This is a genomic window from Kordiimonas lacus, assembly GCF_001550055.1.
Taxonomy (GTDB): Bacteria; Pseudomonadota; Alphaproteobacteria; order Sphingomonadales; family Kordiimonadaceae; genus Kordiimonas; species Kordiimonas lacus.
This window is the reverse complement of record NZ_LRUA01000003.1, coordinates 467,275-484,067: the sequence shown is the minus strand read 5'-3', so window position 1 is coordinate 484,067 and position 16,793 is coordinate 467,275. Positions and strand designations below refer to the sequence as shown.

Annotated in this window: 18 protein-coding genes; 14 read left to right on the top strand and 4 right to left on the bottom strand. The window is 58.0% G+C overall.

Features of this window, described 5'->3' with window-relative positions; all coding sequences use genetic code 11:
* Positions 1-207 precede the first annotated feature (207 nt).
* Positions 208-333 carry a type B 50S ribosomal protein L36 gene (ykgO, locus tag KORLAC_RS05635; RefSeq protein ID WP_020401326.1) on the top strand — a complete coding sequence of 42 codons (126 nt, stop codon included), beginning with the start codon at positions 208-210 and terminating at the stop codon, positions 331-333.
* Between the two features lie 98 nt (positions 334-431).
* A complete protein-coding gene (locus KORLAC_RS05630; protein ID WP_068304213.1) occupies positions 432-1,037 on the top strand; it encodes an HAD family hydrolase in 606 nt (201 codons plus the stop codon).
* A gap of 157 nt (positions 1,038-1,194) precedes the next feature.
* On the opposite strand, the gene pyk is transcribed toward KORLAC_RS05630, so the two are convergent.
* Positions 1,195-2,646: a pyruvate kinase gene (gene pyk / locus KORLAC_RS05625; protein ID WP_068304211.1), complete on the bottom strand. Its 1,452-nt coding sequence runs from the start codon at positions 2,644-2,646 to the stop codon at positions 1,195-1,197.
* 184 nt (positions 2,647-2,830) lie between these two features.
* On the opposite strand from pyk, the gene KORLAC_RS05620 reads away from it, so the two are divergent.
* From KORLAC_RS05620 to KORLAC_RS05610, 3 genes are all read left to right on the top strand, one after another.
* Complete coding sequence (locus KORLAC_RS05620) at positions 2,831-3,601, top strand: N-formylglutamate amidohydrolase (protein ID WP_074519404.1); 771 nt, start codon at positions 2,831-2,833, stop codon at positions 3,599-3,601.
* Between the two features lie 11 nt (positions 3,602-3,612).
* On the top strand, positions 3,613-3,930 hold the full coding sequence (locus KORLAC_RS05615; RefSeq protein WP_068304206.1) for a DUF1244 domain-containing protein: 318 nt from the start codon (positions 3,613-3,615) through the stop codon (positions 3,928-3,930).
* A 114-nt stretch (positions 3,931-4,044) separates the two neighbouring features.
* Positions 4,045-4,338, top strand: a complete 294-nt coding sequence (locus KORLAC_RS05610; RefSeq protein ID WP_068304204.1) for a DUF2312 domain-containing protein — start codon at positions 4,045-4,047, stop codon at positions 4,336-4,338.
* Between the two features lie 78 nt (positions 4,339-4,416).
* Here KORLAC_RS05610 and KORLAC_RS05605 read toward each other — a convergent pair whose 3' ends face one another.
* Complete coding sequence (locus tag KORLAC_RS05605; RefSeq protein WP_068304202.1) at positions 4,417-5,235, bottom strand: arylamine N-acetyltransferase family protein; 819 nt, start codon at positions 5,233-5,235, stop codon at positions 4,417-4,419.
* A 113-nt stretch (positions 5,236-5,348) separates the two neighbouring features.
* On the opposite strand from KORLAC_RS05605, the gene KORLAC_RS05600 reads away from it, so the two are divergent.
* The 3 genes from KORLAC_RS05600 (at position 5,349) to KORLAC_RS05590 (ending at position 7,228) form a co-directional block, all read left to right on the top strand.
* Complete coding sequence (locus KORLAC_RS05600) at positions 5,349-5,885, top strand: PAS domain-containing protein (protein ID WP_074519393.1); 537 nt, start codon at positions 5,349-5,351, stop codon at positions 5,883-5,885.
* A 30-nt stretch (positions 5,886-5,915) separates the two neighbouring features.
* Positions 5,916-6,572: a phosphoribosyltransferase gene (locus KORLAC_RS05595; protein ID WP_068304198.1), complete on the top strand. Its 657-nt coding sequence runs from the start codon at positions 5,916-5,918 to the stop codon at positions 6,570-6,572.
* Positions 6,573-6,652: 80 nt separating this feature from the next.
* Positions 6,653-7,228, top strand: coding sequence for a PAS domain-containing protein (locus tag KORLAC_RS05590; protein WP_160328600.1), 576 nt, complete (start codon positions 6,653-6,655; stop codon positions 7,226-7,228).
* Here the strand turns inward: KORLAC_RS05590 and KORLAC_RS05585 are convergent.
* Together KORLAC_RS05585 and KORLAC_RS05580 are read right to left on the bottom strand one after the other, a co-directional pair.
* A complete protein-coding gene (locus KORLAC_RS05585; RefSeq protein ID WP_068304194.1) occupies positions 7,213-8,049 on the bottom strand; it encodes a glutamate racemase in 837 nt (278 codons plus the stop codon). The two genes, KORLAC_RS05590 and KORLAC_RS05585, sit on opposite strands and share 16 nt — an antisense overlap.
* A 19-nt stretch (positions 8,050-8,068) precedes the next feature.
* Positions 8,069-9,514 carry a sigma-54-dependent transcriptional regulator gene (locus KORLAC_RS05580; protein ID WP_068304192.1) on the bottom strand — a complete coding sequence of 482 codons (1,446 nt, stop codon included), beginning with the start codon at positions 9,512-9,514 and terminating at the stop codon, positions 8,069-8,071.
* A gap of 503 nt (positions 9,515-10,017) precedes the next feature.
* Between KORLAC_RS05580 and KORLAC_RS05575 the strand changes: the two genes are divergently transcribed.
* From KORLAC_RS05575 to KORLAC_RS05550, 6 genes are all read left to right on the top strand, one after another.
* Positions 10,018-11,148: a Re/Si-specific NAD(P)(+) transhydrogenase subunit alpha gene (locus KORLAC_RS05575; protein ID WP_068304190.1), complete on the top strand. Its 1,131-nt coding sequence runs from the start codon at positions 10,018-10,020 to the stop codon at positions 11,146-11,148.
* Position 11,149: 1 nt separating this feature from the next.
* Complete coding sequence (locus tag KORLAC_RS05570) at positions 11,150-11,446, top strand: NAD(P) transhydrogenase subunit alpha part 2 (protein ID WP_068304188.1); 297 nt, start codon at positions 11,150-11,152, stop codon at positions 11,444-11,446.
* A 21-nt stretch (positions 11,447-11,467) separates the two neighbouring features.
* Positions 11,468-12,877 (top strand): NAD(P)(+) transhydrogenase (Re/Si-specific) subunit beta, encoded by a 1,410-nt coding sequence (locus tag KORLAC_RS05565; protein WP_139167593.1) that lies wholly within the window; start codon positions 11,468-11,470, stop codon positions 12,875-12,877.
* Positions 12,878-12,997: 120 nt separating this feature from the next.
* On the top strand, positions 12,998-13,654 hold the full coding sequence (locus KORLAC_RS05560; RefSeq protein ID WP_139167560.1) for a hypothetical protein: 657 nt from the start codon (positions 12,998-13,000) through the stop codon (positions 13,652-13,654).
* A gap of 479 nt (positions 13,655-14,133) precedes the next feature.
* Complete coding sequence (locus KORLAC_RS05555) at positions 14,134-15,681, top strand: sensor histidine kinase (protein ID WP_068304182.1); 1,548 nt, start codon at positions 14,134-14,136, stop codon at positions 15,679-15,681.
* Positions 15,682-15,786: 105 nt separating this feature from the next.
* Positions 15,787-16,566, top strand: coding sequence for a substrate-binding periplasmic protein (locus KORLAC_RS05550; RefSeq protein ID WP_160328599.1), 780 nt, complete (start codon positions 15,787-15,789; stop codon positions 16,564-16,566).
* Positions 16,567-16,793: the final 227 nt, after the last annotated feature.

Sequence of the window (16,793 nt, the reverse complement as noted above, 5' to 3'; positions counted from 1 at the left end):
TATTTTTTGTGCGCTGGCCCCGCGGTCCCGATTGGCAAAAAAGCCAGTCAAACCGGAGTCTAAGCTATTGACAGGGGGGGGTCTCATCATTATGTTCCGCCGCCAATGGATTAGCGGAGTGACGGATTCGTCGTTCCCGCCCTGTGTGCCAAGCGCCGGCTGGCCAGGCAGGGAACAAGTTTTTGCCGGTTTGTAGTGAGACGAACGATGAAAATTCGTAATAGCTTGAAATCTTTGAAGAGCCGTCACCGCGATTGCCGCGTGATTCGCCGCAAAGGCCGCATCTACGTGATCAACAAGACTCAGCGTCGCTTCAAAGCGCGTCAGGGCTAAGCCTCTCGCTCAGCCCAGTCTGGTTTGATCCAGTCTGATTGATTTAGCCGTGCGCTCTGATAGAGTCGCGCGGCTTTCTCATTTGGGGGTAACTATCCGTGTCTTCTAAAGCTGTTCTTTTTGATATTGGTAATGTGTTTGTCCACTGGGACCCGCGCCTTCTGTACCAGAAGCTGATCCCCGAATCGGACGCACTTGAAGCGTTTCTGCGCGATGTGGTGACGCTGGAGTGGCATACTGAGCATGATCGTGGCCGCCCGTTCGCCGAAGGCGTGCGAATTCTGAGCGAACAGCACCCCGAGCATGCAGACCTGATCCGCGCGTTCGATGAGCGCTGGGAAGAAACCATCGGTGACCTGATCCATGGCACCATTGATATTCTCGAACGCCTGACGGACGCGGGCGTCCCCTGCTATGGCCTGACCAATTTCTCGCACGAGAAATGGCCGCCTTTCTGTGCGCAGAATGATTTCACGAAGCACTTTAAAGGCGTGGTGGTCTCAGGCGAAGAGAAGCTGGTGAAGCCCGACCCGCGTATCTTCGAGGTGGCCATCAGCCGCTATGGCCTTCAGCCGGACGCCACAGTCTATATCGATGACCGGATCGACAACGTGCGGGCCGCTGAAGACCAGGGCATGCTGGGGCATCATTTCACCGCGCCCGGGCATCTGGAAGCCGACCTCAAGGCCCGCGGGTACCTCTAAATAAAAAAGCCGGGAACTTGCCCCGGCTTTTTTCGTTCTCATGCTCTTTGATCGTCTTCGCTGTTTGCGAAGCTGGCGGTACGCCACCTGACCGGCGAATCCATTCCTAACGCGAAGGCTAGACTCGCCGATCCAGTCGGCGAGTGACGATTTTCAATTAGCCCAGCTCATTCCCGCTGATCCATGCGATATGCAGCACGTTGGTGGCGCCCGGTGTGCCGAAGGGCACGCCTGCGGTCACCACGATGCGGTCACCAGGGACTACGAGCCCAGCCCTGAGCGCCATGCGCTTGGCTTTGCCGACCATTTCCTCGAACGCGCCCACATCCTTGGTTTTCACCGTATGCAGGCCCCACACGATGGCAAGGCGGCGGGCAACCGCCAGCTTAGGTGTCAGTGTCAGGATCGGGGCGTCCGGGCGCTCCCGCGCGGCCCTGAGCGCCGTGGCGCCGGATGACGTGAAGGTCACGATGGCTTTGGCGTTCACTGTGCGCGCAACCTGCCGGGCAGCTGCCGTGATGGCGTCTTCCGTGGTGGCGTTCGGGTTGGTGCGTTCTTCTGACCCGCTGAGGAAATAGGTGGGTTCATGCTCCACGCGCGATGCCACGCGGTCCATCACCTGTACGGCCTCAATTGGGAAGTCACCCACGGCAGATTCGGCCGACAGCATCACAGCGTCAGCGCCATCGAGTACAGCCGTGGCCACGTCTGACACTTCTGCACGCGTCGGCACCGGGGATTTGATCATGCTCTCCAGCATCTGGGTCGCGACCACCACCGGCTTGCCGGCGTGGCGTGCCTTGCGCACGATCTGCTTCTGGATGCCCGGTACGTTCTCAACTGGTTCTTCAACGCCCAAGTCGCCGCGCGCAACCATCACACCGTCCGCCAGCTCGATAATCTCGTCCAGCGCCTCAACGGCGGCAGGTTTTTCGATCTTGGCCATCACGGCCGCCTTCTTGCCCACCAGCTTCTTGGCTTCGGCCACGTCCGCGGCGCGCTGCACGAAGGAAAGCGCGACCCAGTCCACACCGCACTGCAGCGCAAAGGTGAGGTCCTTGCGGTCCTTGGCCGTGAGCGCCGCCAGTGGCAGCACCGCGTTCGGCACATTCACGCCTTTGCGGTCAGACAGTACACCCCCCACGATCACGCGGGTGCGGGCGCGGCTTTCTTCCACGGCTTCCACTTCAAGGCGGATCTTGCCGTCATCCAGAAGGATATTGGTGCCAACATCAAGGGCGGCGAAAATTTCTTTGTGCGGCAGGTATACACGCTCGCTGGTGCCGGGCTGGTCCAGAAGGTCCAGCTTGAAGGGTTGGCCTTCCTTCAGCGTGATCTTGCCGTCCTCAAACAGGCCGATGCGAAGTTTCGGGCCCTGCAGGTCAGCGAGAATAGCGATGGGGTGATTGAGCTCACGCTCAACCGCGCGAATGGTGTGCACCAGCGCTTCTTTGTCTTTGTGTTCGCCGTGGCTCATGTTCAGGCGGAACACGTCAACGCCAGCCAGGAACAGCTGCTTGATGCGTTCATGACTGCTGCTGGCGGGCCCCAGGGTTGCGACAATACGGGTTTTGCGTTGTCGGCGGATGGAGATTTGTTCGGAACTCATTTTGCCTCCCGGGCAGGAGCATCGGGCGTGAAGCTTGGGGCGGCAGCTTGCCGTGCTCGGTGTTTATTGACTTGTATGTTCAGATCGTTACTTTTCGGCGCACATGCTGCTTGATCGCAAGGTCAAGGTCCAGCCTTTTGTCGGGCTGTCCCCGAAAATTCATATGCGAACGTTGGTGTATCTCATGACTGCTTTCCCTGTCCAGCCAGAAATCCTAAACCCCGAGGCCCGGACAGGCCTTATCATTCTGTGTGACCATGCCAGCAATCATGTACCCGAAGGTTTCGACAACCTGGGGCTGGAAGACGAGGTGTTCAGCCAGCATGTGGCTTATGATTTGGGCGCTGCGGTCGTGACCCGCAAGATGTGCGAGCTGATGGGCGGGGCCGCTGTGCTGGCACCTGTTTCGCGCCTGCTGATTGACTGCAACCGCGAGCCCGACAGCGAGACGTTGGTGCCGCGTGTCAGCGACGGTATTATGGTGCCGGCGAACCAGGACGTGACGCCAAGTGCTGTTGAGGCCCGCAAGCGGGACTATTATACGCCGTTCCATGACGCCTGCGCACAGCTTGTTGAGGCGCACCTGGATGCCGGCATTGTGCCGTTGATCGCGGGCATGCACAGCTTCACGCCTGAGATGAACGGCGAGAAACGGCCCTGGCATGCGGGCTTTCTGTGGAACAAGGACCCGCGCCTCGCACAGGCCATGATCGGCCTGATGGAGCGGGAGACTGATCTGGTGGTGGGCGATAACCAGCCTTATTCCGGACAGCATCTTTATTACACTATGCAGCGTCACGGTGCAGACCACGGCCTGCCGCAAACCACCATCGAGATCCGGCAGGATCTGTTGGAAAAACCAAGCATGGTGGACGAATGGGCGGCGCTGATGGCGGACCTTCTAGACGAATGCATGGGCCGGGAAGACCTGACAACACGACAATTCTATCCGTAAGGAGAACAACCATGACAGACGAGAAAACTACCGAGATTGAAGCCGCCGTATTTCGCCGCCTGATCCAGCATTTCCAGGAGCGCACAGATGTGCAGAACATCGACCTGATGGGCTACAGCGGCTTCTGCCGCAACTGCCTGTATAAATGGTACGCTGAAGAAGCGGGCGAGCTGGGTGTGGAGGTTTCCAAGGAAGAAGCGCAGGAACGCATCTACGGCATGCCCTACGCTGACTATAAAGAAAAATATCAGACACCGGCGACGGACGAGCAGCTGCGCCGCATGGAAATCAGCGTTGCCAAAAACAAGCTGGCGAAGGCGAAAGACTAAAACGCAGCCACGCGTAGAAACACGATTGAACGGCAGCACGGCTAAGGCTAAAGTGCGCGCCGAATCCAAGGCCCCGGAAAACGGGCCAGAACAACATTCAGGGAGTTGAGCCACATGGTACAGGCTGGCGGAGTAGCAGGCGAACAATTGCGGTCTTTCATTGAGCGTATCGAACGTCTGGAAGAAGAGAAAAAAGGCATCGCGGAAGACATCAAGGAAGTTTACGCAGGCGCCAAGGCTGTTGGGTTCGACACCAAGGTGATGCGCAAGGTGATCGCGATCCGCAAGATGGACCAGGCCGACCGGCAGGAGCAGGAAGCACTTCTGGACGTTTACCTGCACGCCATCGAAGGCGGGCAGATGCCTGAGGCCGCCCCAGCTGCACCGGGCGACGCCGACGACGAATAGGCCAAGACGGCCGTAGCCGACATTGACCAAAATATAGAAAAGGGCGCTGGTTTCAGCGCCTTTTGTTTTGGGGGTACGCTATTCGGCTGGCGTGGCGGCGACCAGTTCAGCATGCCTTGCCATCACCTTTTGCCAGATGGGGCCAAGGTCCCTGATCTCAAGGCCGAATGTGGTTTCAAGGATGGTGCGATACTCATCCAGGCTATCGATCATGCGTTTACTGCTGCCACCTGCGCGAATGGTCTTGAGGACACGCCCACGCAAGACTTCCAGTCTGTCAGGGAAGTGGCGCTGGCATACGGCGTTTTGTACAAAGACCGACTCTGGCGCACTTTGCAGATAGCGGCATTTTTCGGCCAGCAAGTGCGGGTCTGCCTCTTCTTCCGTGAAATCAAAAGAGGCAGCTGCGCCATCCGGGTGATTGTGCAGCCGCCACCAGCGTTGATCGATCTTCTCAAGCCTGAACCGCCAGTGACGCTGTTGGAACGTGCCTTCCTTTAGCATCGTTGGTTCCACCATGCCGTCCCCGAAGCCCACGTCGGCCAGATAGCGCTCACCTTCAAGGTCCACGAGAAGCGCCAGATGGTTGCCGACCATCTGGTCTCCCATTTCGGCACGCCGGACACCGGCTGCCACGCGTTTCACGGAAAAGCCGATTTCACCCAGCGCCCAGCCCATGAGGCCATTCATTTCATAGCACCAGCCGCCGCGGCGCCCGCCCACAATCTTGTCATAGGCATCTTTCACCTCAATCCCTGTGGGCGTGCCCGCCTGGACATCGAGATTTTCGTAGGCGAGGGTGTCGCTATGCAGGCGGTGGACCGCACGCAGCGTCTCAAGGGTAACGTTGGGTGTTCCGGTAAAGCCGATGCGCTTCAGATAGGCTTCCAGCTGCATTCCAATCGCCCTGTATTGTTGGTCCTTAGGAAAAACTACATAGACAAGGCCTGAAATGAAAGGCAATCTGAAACTCTATTGGGGGGCCAGTTTGAAAGGCGGGTTTCAGTTCCGTGTCTATTCCTCCGTTCCACCAAGATTTCCTGACCTATTATCGTGGCCTGATGGCAGAGGCCGGGGGACAGGTGCCGAAACGGTCAGATGTTCGCCCCAGTGACATGAAAACCATGCTACCTTGGGTGGTGATGGGGGAACGCTCAGGACCTAGGCAGATGATACCGACAGTGATTGGCAGCGCGATAGACGAAGTGCTGCACGCCAGCTTCACCGGCATTAACCTGTTTGACTTCCTGCCGGAAGAGATCGCCGTAAGGCTGGATGCCTATTATTCCAATATCACGGATACGCCCTGTGGCGGCTATGTGGAACGCACGCTGGCAAGCGACAGCGGCCTGCTCAAGGGCTATCAGACGACCCTGTTTCCGCTTGTGGGGGCAGAAGGCAAGGTTGATCGCTTGATCGGCATTGTATCGGTGATGAAAACAGACCCCTTGATGGATCACTTCGGCAAACCGCGGGACGTCCAGACGGTTGCCATCACCAAGGAAGAATATATCGACATTGGTTTCGGGATACCCGCAAGCGTTTGAACGCGGCGGCCTGTCGCGGTAAAATAGCCCATGTTCAATGACCGGACAGAAGCTGGTAGGCAGTTGGCTGAGCGCCTGCAAGCGTTTGCGGGCCAAGACGCCCTTGTGATTGCACTGCCGCGCGGCGGTGTGCCGGTTGCGGTGGAAGTTGCAAAAGCCCTTGAGGCACCGCTCGATATCCTGCAGGTACGAAAGATTGGCGCGCCCGGCCAGCCCGAGCTGGCGGCCGCCGCCATCGCGGAAGGCAACCCGCCCCATATGGTAAGAAACCGCGAGATCATTACTTTTTTCGATGTTTCAGAAGCTTATCTGGAAACCACGGCTGCCGATATGCTCGCCGCTATGGCGGGTCGGCGCGCTGAGATGGGGGCGGGTGATGGCCCCGTGGACCTGCATGGCCGACCAGTGATCCTGGTGGATGACGGAATTGCCACAGGTGCCACGGCCAAAGCAGCAATCACAGCGATCCGAGCAGGCGGCGCGATGCGGATCTGCCTGGCTGTTCCGGTGGCGCCGCCAGAGACCATAATTGACATGCGCCGTCTGGTGGACGATGTCGTATGCTTGGAAACGCCAGAGTATTTCCGTGCGGTAGGGGCCCATTACTGTAACTTCGGTCAGGTCAGCACGGCAGAAGTCGCGGCGATACTGCAGAAAAATAGGGTATCGCCCTCGTCCGGGCGGTAAAGAAAAGGCTAGACACAGCGCGTGGCCCTTGCCATCTTTCGGTTGCTGGGGAAATTTCAACGTGTGGTCGGGTTATGAATTTGAGTGAGCTTTCTCCGGTCCATCAAACCTTGATGGCTTACTACCGCCTGCTGATGGCGGATGAAGGCGGCATCCCATACCGCAGGAAATTCAATCCCATTGAGATCAAGACAATTTTGCCCAAGATGGTGTTGATCGAGCATTCGGCTCCGCGCAAGGCTGTGCCCCGTATTGTTGGCAGCGCCGTCGACGAATTTCTGCAGGCCAGCTACACGGGCCATAACCTATATGATTTGTGGGATGACGCGCACGGTGATGTGATGGAGGCTTTCTATGGCACCATCATGAAACATCCTTGCGGTGGCTGGACCCAGCGGACGGTGAAGACCCATTATGGCATTGTCCATTCCTATGACATTCTGCTGTTACCGTTTCGGAACAGGGATGGAGACATAACCCTGACCATGGGTACTTTCGCCATGCAGGGGGCGGTTAAGACAGAACTTCGCTTTGGCCAGCCCGAGAATGTCGAGCTGCTCACGGTCAATGACCAGAAATATCTTGATATCGGGTTCGGTGTGCCCGAACCGTCAGCCGAAAGGGCCGAAGGCGCGGCTGGTCAAGCGCGGGTGTGATCTTCAAAGTGCCTGAGCTTTTCAGGCAGGTAGGCGTCGGCCATGGTGACATCTTGAGGACGCCCGGTGGTTAACAGCCGGATATGGCCAGAACCACTTTCTTGAAATTCCGCATGCCGCGCCAGATAATCCTTGAGCGATTTTGCAACGATTTCTGGTTGGGACAGAAGTTCGGTTGTGGCCGGTAGCGCCCTGCGGAAATAGTCCCGCACCAGCGGAAAGTGGGTGCAACCCAGAACCGCGGCGTCGGGCGCGGGTACATCCGCCAGCACTTCACCCACAAATCCGTCGATCAGGCCGCGCATGGGCGCGTCGCCCGCACCGCCTTCAATGGCGTCTACAAGGCCGGGGCAGGCTTTCTGCACCAGGGCTACGTGCGGGGCGCGTTTGTTCACTTCATCAAGGTATGAGCCGCTTTCCACCGTCTTCCTTGTGGCAAACAGCAGGATAGACCGGTCCTTGGGCTTGCCGCCGTTCGGGTGTTCCTGGCTCCAGGGTACGCCAGTGAGGGCCTCGACCATGGGCACAAGCACGCCAAGGACACGTTTGTTCGGGTAGGCTTTCGGCAGCCAGTCCTGCTGCAGGGTCCTGAGGGCGATGGCGGCGGCTGTGTTGCAGGCCAGAACCACCAGGTCGCATCCCGCGCCGAACAGGGTTTCAACGCACTGGCGGGTCATATCCACGATCTGTTCGTTTGACCGGTGGCCATAGGGCGCGTTGGCATGGTCACCCAGATACAGGAAATCCTGTTCCGGCATGGCTTCGTGCAATGCTTCCAGGATGGTAAGCCCGCCGGAGCCAGAATCAAAAACGCCAATCATCAGTGCGTGCGCCCTTTACTTAAGTGTCGAGACCATATTCCGCTACTTTTCGATACAGCGTTGACCGGCCAATGCCAAGCCTTCGTGCAACTTCCGCCATCTTGCCGTCGTATCGTTCCAGCGCCTTGCGGATGATGTCGGCTTCCAGTTCGTTAAACTGCCTGATGTGGCCGTCGCTGCTTTCGAGCGCCAACAGCATGCTGTCGCCTAATGGCGTTTGTATGGCGGCAGGGGGGGCTGCGTGAACCGTTGGCTGAACGGGCAGGGTGCCAGCCACAGGCTGCAGGTGCGGGAAGTCTGAGGGCGTCAGCATATCGCCGTCCGACAGGATCACGGCACGGAACAGGGCGTTTTGCAGCTGCCGGATGTTGCCCGGCCAGTCGTAGTTCTCGAGAAGCCTGAGGGCGTCCATCGATACCTGCTTGCGCGCCATGTCTTCCATGGCGGCAATCTGGTCAAGGAAGTGTTCTGTCAGGGCCGGGATGTCGGTTTTGCGGTCCCTCAGCGGCGGCAGGTGAATGGGATAGACATTCAGACGGTAAAACAGGTCTTCCCGGAAGGCACCCGCGGCGACACGTTCCGCCAGGTTTCGATTCGTTGCCGAAATAATCCTGATATCAACCTTGATGGACTGCCGTCCACCGACCGGATCGATCTCCTTTTCCTGAATGGCGCGCAACAGTTTCACCTGTACATCCAGTGGCAGCTCGCCCACTTCATCCAGAAACAGGGTGCCGCCATCGGCCTCCTGAAATTTACCGATGCGTTTCTCGGTCGCACCGGTGAAGGCGCCCTTCTCGTGGCCGAACAGGATGCTTTCCACCAGATTTTCCGGGATGGCGCCACAGTTGACGGCCACGAAGGGCGTGCCAGAGCGGTCGCTGGCGTCATGGATGGCGTTGGCGAAGACTTCCTTGCCCACACCACTTTCGCCTTCGATCAGTACCGGGATAATGGCCTTGGCGGCCTTCTTCGCCAGATCCGTCGCCCGCTGCATGCTTTCGGATGTCCCGACAAGGGACTGGAAGCCGACACCAGTGGCGTGGCCGGCCATCTGGTCGCGCATGGGGCCAATCTCGCCCACCAGCGAGCTGGTCTTCAGTGCCGCCTCGATTGCCGTGCGGATGCGTTCGGCGCTGGCGGGCTTGACGATAAAATCGTTGGCGCCCGCGCGCATGGCGTCCACCACGGTGGTGATGGAACTGTGGGCTGTCAGCATCACAACGGGCAGTGCCGGGAATTTGGGGCGGATGGCATTCAGGACCTCAATGCCGTCCATGCCGGGCATGACAAGGTCGAGGAGCACAACATCTATTTTGGGGGCGGCGCGGTTCATCAGTCGGTCAATGGCTTCCTGGCCGCTCATACATTTTTCGGCGATGAAATCCGCACGCGTCACGATGCCTTCCAGCAAAGTGATCTGGGTGATTTCATCTTCAACAATGAGAACGCGTTCGCTTGCCACTTTATGCCCCTGCCGCCGAATCAAACTGTATCATTTCAGGACACTTGTTAACAAAGTGGTAAACATAAAATTTTAGCGATCCACCGGAAAAGAAGAAATAATGTTGCTCAAAGATGCATTTGCGCTACCCTTCCGTTTCAAGGCTCTGGCAGCTCATAGGGGCAAACCAGAATAATAAGTTGGGGCCGTAAACACATGAACAGCATCAAGCGGCGCCGGACGAGAGCCTGACGCCAGCTAGGAGAAGGTGATGAGAAATAGTGGGCTATTTGAAGAGGCTTCGACGCAGTCTGGCGTCAGGCTCTCGCTGGCCCATAGGGTTGGGCCGAAAAGGCAGGTTTCTGTGGCCAAATTGCTCGCCGATGCTTCTGCATCGACTGTGCTTTTGGCCTTCGAACCCTGTGCTTTTCGTTCCCAACGACGCTGATGCTTTTCATGTGTTTACGGCCTGAGTGCCGAAGTGCCTGTTTTGTTGTCTTTAAAAAGTTCAGGGAGAACTGCTTATGAAACTGGCGGTCCTTCGGGAGCGGCGAGACGCGGAGAAGCGCGTTGCGGCCAGCCCGGAAACAGTCAAGAAACTGATGGGCCTCGGGTTCGAGGTCATCATCGAGGCAGGTGCCGGGGAAGGCGCCTCCATTCCAGATAAACAGTTTGAGGAAGCCGGTGCGACCATCGCCACGGACCTGAAGGCTGCGGTGAAGGATGCCGATATCATCTTTTCCGTGCAGGGGCTTGAAGCGGCAGATGCCAAGCACGCCAAAAAGGGTGCGGCCCAGCTTGCGGTGCTGAACCCCTTCGTTGAGCGTGACCGGATCGACGCATACGCCAGCGCGGGCCTGATGGCCTTCGCCATGGAGTTCGTGCCGCGGATCACGCGGGCGCAGTCGATGGACGTCTTGTCTTCCCAGTCGAACCTCGCGGGCTACAAGGCAGTGCTGGACGGCGCTGCTGAATTTGGCCGGGCCTTTCCCATGATGATGACCGCAGCCGGTACTGTGCCGCCTGCGCGCGTCATGGTGATGGGTGCAGGTGTTGCAGGCCTTCAGGCCATCGCAACGGCCAAGCGCCTTGGTGCGATTGTCAGCGCCACAGACGTACGCCCTGCCGCCAAGGAACAGGTTGAAAGCCTGGGCGGCAAGTTCGTGATGGTGGAAGACGAAGAAACCGCAGCGGCTGAAACCTCAGGCGGCTACGCCAAGGAAATGTCTGACGAATATAAGGCCAAGCAGGCGGCGCTGATTGCCGAAACGCTGGCCAAGCAGGACATGGCCATCACCACAGCCCTGATCCCGGGACGCCCGGCGCCGAAGCTGATCACCGAAGACATGGTGAAAAGCATGAAGCCCGGCAGCGTGATTGTGGATCTGGCTGTCGAGATGGGCGGCAACTGCGAGCTTTCCAAGCCCGGCGAGGTGGTTGAGGTGCATGGCGTCAAGATCGTCGGACACAGGAATGTGCCGTCACGCCTGGCGGCGGATGCCTCCGCGCTTTATGCCCGTAACCTGGTTCATTTCATTACACCCATGGTGAAAGAAGGCGAACTTGCCTTCGACTTCGAGGATGAAGTTATCCGCGAGTCACTCGTCACCAAAGACGGCGCTGTTGTCAACGAGCGCCTCAAGGGGGAGAAATAAGATGCATGACATCATTGTAAATCCGTTTATCCAGCAATTCTCCGTTTTCCTGCTGGCGATCTTCATTGGCTATTATGTGGTGTGGTCGGTGACACCTGCCCTCCATACGCCGCTGATGAGCGTGACCAACGCCATCTCAAGCGTGATCATCGTGGGCGCGCTGATTGCCGCCGGGCCTGAGGGCATGTCCATGTCCAAGATTTTGGGCGCGATCGCCATCGGGCTGGCTGCTGTCAATATCTTTGGCGGTTTCGCGGTCACGGCGCGTATGCTGTCCATGTACAAGAAAAAGAAATAGGGGGCCGGGCATATGACGCAAATGCATGCGGACCTCACAGCCGTTGCCTACCTGGTGGCTGCTGTTCTTTTCATCCTTTCCCTTCGCGGGCTCTCGTCACCTGAGACCAGCCGCAAGGGCAATATTTTCGGTATCATCGGCATGATCATCGCGGTGGTCACCACGGTGATGAACCCGGAGATTGTCTCCTATGACTGGATCATTGGTGCGATTGTTGTGGGCGGGGCCATTGGCTTCGTGATTGCCCGCAAGATCGCCATGACCCAGATGCCGCAGCTTGTGGCGGCGTTCCACAGCCTTGTGGGCCTCGCCGCCGTCTTGGTTGCGGCCAGCGCCTTCCTGCACCCGACATCCTTCGGGATCGCGGACGCCATGGGCCACATCCACACCGCTTCGAAGATTGAGATGAGCCTCGGCATCGCCATTGGCGCCATCACCTTCTCGGGCTCCGTGATCGCGTTTGCGAAGCTGAACGGGAATATGTCCGGTGCGCCGATCATGCTGCCGGCACGGCACGTCATCAACATCCTTCTGGGTGTCGGCATTGTGGGCGGCATCGCCATGTTCGTGGTGGACCAGGACTTTGAGATCGCGGGCGTGCACATCTTCTGGATACTCACGGCCCTCAGCTTCATCATCGGCTTCCTCTTGATCATCCCGATCGGCGGCGCGGACATGCCCGTGGTCGTTTCCATGCTGAACAGCTACTCGGGCTGGGCAGCAGCAGGCATCGGTTTCACACTGGCCAATACGGCGCTGATCGTGACCGGCGCGCTGGTGGGCTCCTCCGGTGCGATCCTTTCCTACATCATGTGTAAAGGCATGAACCGGTCGTTCATCAGTGTGATCCTGGGCGGTTTCGGTGGCGACGGCGGCCCAGCTGCTGTGGGGGCTGCTGAAACGCGGCCTGTCAAACAGGGCAGTGCAGATGATGCAGCCTTCATCATGAAGAATGCCTCCAAGGTGATTATCGTGCCGGGCTACGGCATGGCGGTGGCCCAGGCCCAGCATGCGCTGAAGGAAATGGGCGACATGCTGAAGAAAGAGGGCGTCGAGGTGAAATACGCCATTCACCCGGTCGCGGGCAGGATGCCGGGGCATATGAATGTGCTGCTGGCTGAAGCAAACGTGCCGTATGACGAGGTATTCGAGCTTGAAGACATCAACAGCGAATTCTCGCAGGCTGACGTGGCCTTCGTGATCGGCGCAAACGATGTCACCAACCCGGCCGCCAAGACGGACCCACAAAGCCCGATCTTCGGCATGCCGATCCTGGACGTTGAGAAGGCAGGCACTGTGCTGTTCATCAAACGCTCCATGGGCAGTGGCTACGCCGGCGTGGAAAACGAGCTGTTCTTCCGCGACAACACCATGATGCTCTTCTCGGACGCCAAGAAGATGGTGGAAGAAATCGTCAAGGGCTTCCATTAGACGCCTATGGCAGGTTAAAACAGAAGCCGTCCCCTCAACAGGGGGCGGCTTTTGTCGTTCAGGCGGGGTTCAGTGACGGCACCCTATGATGCACCTGAGGTTGAGAAGAAAGGGTTTAGCATGAGACATCTGATACTTGCGGCAGCATTGGGTGCGGCATTGATGGTGCCAGCGGCAGCAGCACAGGCCGACGTGACGGTCAGTTTCACCGATCGGCTTGAGGCCAAGATGGACCGCATCAACGCCATTGACGGCAGGCGCGAAGAGGCCTTCCGTGAATTCCGTACCGAGGGCACCCGTGGTGGCCTGCCACCGAATGCGCGCCTGAACGCCAGCCTTTTCGCGGGCACAGAATGGGCCAACGAACGCCTGTTCCCCGACATCAAGGATTATAATGTCCCGGCGCTGTTTCAAGCGATGATGGAGCGCGGCATCAAGGCCGCCGACCCGGATTTTGACGGTACGGTGACGGTGAAAATCAAGAAGCTGCAGATTGAGGCCTTCTCGCTTGCCGGGCTTCGGGGCCGGAACACCCAGGCAGCAGGGGATGTGACTGTGCTGGACGCAGATGGCAACATGGTGGCCCAGCATTATATCTGGGCATCCATTGTACCGGCCTATACCGCCAGCCGCAGCTATACAGGGCCGGACTATGCCTATCGCAAGGCCGCAACCACCACGCGGGTAGGGCCCATTGCGGCCGAGTTCACCCAGAAGGCGCTGGGGAAGCTGTACCCGGATTATGACGCGCCGGGCCTGGTGATTGTGGACCGCTAGGCCGACAGAAAACCGACAAGACAAAAAAAGAAAGCCGCTCCGGTTCGGGGCGGCTTTTTTGGCTCGGCCAAAAGGAAATTCAGGAAAGTTAGGGGCGGGCAGCCACAGGAGAAGTTAGGGCCAATCATGGGGCCGCCCGCCAAGGGAATGCGCCGCTGTCAGGGCCGACGCAAAAGGGACGGGGCATCCGGGTCCGTCCCTGTGGGAACCTTATCCCATACATGCAATTAATAATCAATCGCAAAATAACAATTCTTCAAATTATGGAAAATGTTTTGGGTGCTGATGGCGCGAAAGGCTTGTAAATCGTGGAATTCCAGGCTTCGCAAGGGACGGAAGAATCTTTGCAACAGGTCTGAAAATACCACTGACTGGTCGGACGGGCACCCCAATGGGTTGTGTAATGCAAACCTAAACGTTGATATCCATGGCGCGGCTTGTGCGTTATCCTTGCATCCGGGGGCAGAAGGGAAACACCCATGGACGTCCGGCGTTTTGTACGGCCGATCTTTATCGCCATGTTCTTGTGCATGGTGGGGTATTTCGCGCTTGCCGGCTTCCTTGCGTACCAGCAGGACAAAACCTCCATCGCGGCGGAACGCCAGAAAATCCAGTCTATCATGCAGCAGTATCTGCGCCGGCTTGAATTGCTGGCGGAAGACAATGCCTGGTGGGACGCAGCCGTTCAGAATGTGGTGCAGGACTATGACGAGCGCTGGGTGAAGGAATCCATCGCGGACACTACCTATACCTATAGTTTCGTGGTGGGTGTCCTGGTTATGCGGCCCGACGGCACGGCGATTTATAGCCGGGTGACCGAAGGCCTTCCGGGCGCGCCTGCGCTGTTGGATGCGGGGCTCGCGGATGCCATCCGGTCGATGAAGCTGCCGGGCATTGACGAGCCAGAGAGCGTCAGCGGTTATATGGTGGTCGATGGGCGGCTGTTTGCTTATGGCGCCAGCATGGTGACCACGGCGCTTGGCTTGGAATCGGCAGTGACACCAGCCTTTTTTGATGAGCCCCGTCCATCCCTGGTTTTCGTGTCCGAGATCACCCCCGCGATCATCAGCGAGATGGAGAGAGAATATTCCCTGGCTGGTATTGTGTTTCAAACCATACCGCCGGATGGGCAGGAATATATAAGCCTTGAAGCTGTGTCTGGTGGGGCGCCCGCCGGGTATCTGTCGTGGGACGTAACGCGTGCGGGCCGTGATATGCTGATGACCCTGGTGTGGCCGACCCTTCTAATGCTGGTGATCATTGCCTTCTTCATCCGCAGTTTCCTGAAGCGCGTGCGTGTGGTGGTGGAAAAGGTGGAAGCCGCGGACAAGGCCAAGTCAGACTTCCTGGCATCCACCAGCCACGAAATCCGTACGCCCCTGAATGCCATCCTTGGCTTTTCCGAAATGCTGCAGATGGAGATCTTCGGCAAGATCGAAGGTGAAAAGAACAAGCAATATATCCAGTTGATCCGCGACAGCGGTACGCACCTTTTGTCTGTTATCAACGACATATTGGATATGTCGAAGCTGGAGGCTGGCCATTTCGATATCCATCTTGAGAAGCTGGATATCCATGAGCTGGTTGAATCCAGCTGCGAACTCGTTCAGTCACTGGCGCAGGAAAAGCATATCGCCGTCACCTGTGAAGTGCCGGAAACCCCGGTTTATACAGACAGGCGGGTGGCACGGCAGGTGATGCTGAATGTGCTGTCAAATGCGGTGAAATTCTCGCCGGAGGGCAGCGCGGTCGAGCTTTCCGGCAAACCGAATGGCCGCTGGTATGCCGTGACCGTGAAGGATAACGGCGTCGGCATGACCGAAGAGCATCTTGAAAAGGCGCTTGAGCTGTTTGGCCAGGTAAGGGGCGGCGTGCACACTAGGCACGCAGGGACGGGGCTTGGCCTGCCGCTTGTGGTGCGCTTCATGGCGCTGATTGGTGGCGGTTTCGATATCCAGTCCGAAAAGGGCGTGGGTACAGAAATCACGCTAACCTTCCCGATGCAGGATCCTGCGGCTAACGCCTGAGCAAAAAGGCGGCCAAAAGTTTCCTGATTTATAAACCTTTTGGAAAGAGACTGCGCCTAGACTGCCTGCGGGGTGGTTCAGGGCGATCGTGCCTGGACCTATGACGTGACTGGGGAATCTGTGGGCATATTTGGGTCGTTTGCCAGAGCATTTGTGCTGCTTGTAACTGTGTTGCAGGCCCCTTCTGCCGTGGCAGAAGGTGGCAAGCTGACGCTTCTCTATAGTGATCTGGCGCCCTATGTCACGGCATCGTCAAAAGGTGCGCAAGGCTTTCTTGCTGATCACCTGGAAGCCGCAGCGGGTGCCGCAGGTGTTCAATTGGACTGGAGCTATATGCCCTGGGAAAACCAGATGCCACTGCTGAGGCGCGCGCCTGGAAACGTTTGTGCGGCAGCCTTGTTCGATACGCCGGCGAGGCGCGAATTCCTGGTGTTTACCGAAGCCATCGGCAAAGACTATGGTATGGCCGTCGTGGTGCGGAAAACAGATGACAGGATTTCCGGCCACACCTCCCTTGCAAGCTTGCTGGATGACCCGCGCCTGAAGGGTGTGGTGCAGGTGGAAACCTCCTATGGGCCATTTGTGGATCCCCTTCTGGAAGGGCGTGATTTGCTGGTGTCTTCGGGGTCTACCCCGCGCGTGCTCCGTGACCTGGCTGAAGGCACAGGCGACTATCTCGTGGTTTCCGGCCCGACGGTTGAGTTCCTGATTCCACAATATGGGCTTGAGGGCCAGCTTGAGATTCTGACAGACCTTACAGACATGCAGGATGACATTTTCTTCTACATCGGCTGCACCATAACAACGGACGCCAAGGTCCTGACCCGCCTGAATCGTGAACTGCGCCGCATGGGCCCTGTCTGCCCAGACGGGCCTTGCCGGTAAACACCCCGGAAGCCTGTCCCCTGGCGAGCATCAATGAAGCCACACCACCGGGGAACAATCCACAATAGGACAAGGCTGGCGGCGAGGACGCCTCCGCCGGTGATATCGATATTGGTCATCGCTGCTCCCTTAGGATAATTGGACAATGTTGGAAAAACCTTACTGAATCGACCAAAATCTGGAAGATTGTTGGCGCGGGCCGCTGCAACCTGTATAGGAAAACGGGT

Bases quoted from the DNA above. Each gene is read 5' to 3' on its own strand.
- KORLAC_RS05610 (WP_068304204.1), top strand. From the start codon at position 4,045: ATGGTACAGGCTGGCGGAGTAGCAGGCGAACAATTGCGGTCTTTCATT.
- KORLAC_RS05565 (WP_139167593.1), top strand. From the start codon at position 11,468: ATGCATGCGGACCTCACAGCCGTTGCCTACCTGGTGGCTGCTGTTCTT.
- KORLAC_RS05575 (WP_068304190.1), top strand. From the start codon at position 10,018: ATGAAACTGGCGGTCCTTCGGGAGCGGCGAGACGCGGAGAAGCGCGTT.
- KORLAC_RS05620 (WP_074519404.1), top strand. From the start codon at position 2,831: ATGACTGCTTTCCCTGTCCAGCCAGAAATCCTAAACCCCGAGGCCCGG.
- KORLAC_RS05585 (WP_068304194.1), bottom strand. From the start codon at position 8,049: ATGATTGGCGTTTTTGATTCTGGCTCCGGCGGGCTTACCATCCTGGAA.
- KORLAC_RS05570 (WP_068304188.1), top strand. From the start codon at position 11,150: ATGCATGACATCATTGTAAATCCGTTTATCCAGCAATTCTCCGTTTTC.
- KORLAC_RS05605 (WP_068304202.1), bottom strand. From the start codon at position 5,235: ATGCAGCTGGAAGCCTATCTGAAGCGCATCGGCTTTACCGGAACACCC.
- KORLAC_RS05555 (WP_068304182.1), top strand. From the start codon at position 14,134: ATGGACGTCCGGCGTTTTGTACGGCCGATCTTTATCGCCATGTTCTTG.
- ykgO (WP_020401326.1), top strand. From the start codon at position 208: ATGAAAATTCGTAATAGCTTGAAATCTTTGAAGAGCCGTCACCGCGAT.
- KORLAC_RS05595 (WP_068304198.1), top strand. From the start codon at position 5,916: ATGTTCAATGACCGGACAGAAGCTGGTAGGCAGTTGGCTGAGCGCCTG.
- pyk (WP_068304211.1), bottom strand. From the start codon at position 2,646: ATGAGTTCCGAACAAATCTCCATCCGCCGACAACGCAAAACCCGTATT.
- KORLAC_RS05615 (WP_068304206.1), top strand. From the start codon at position 3,613: ATGACAGACGAGAAAACTACCGAGATTGAAGCCGCCGTATTTCGCCGC.
- KORLAC_RS05560 (WP_139167560.1), top strand. From the start codon at position 12,998: ATGAGACATCTGATACTTGCGGCAGCATTGGGTGCGGCATTGATGGTG.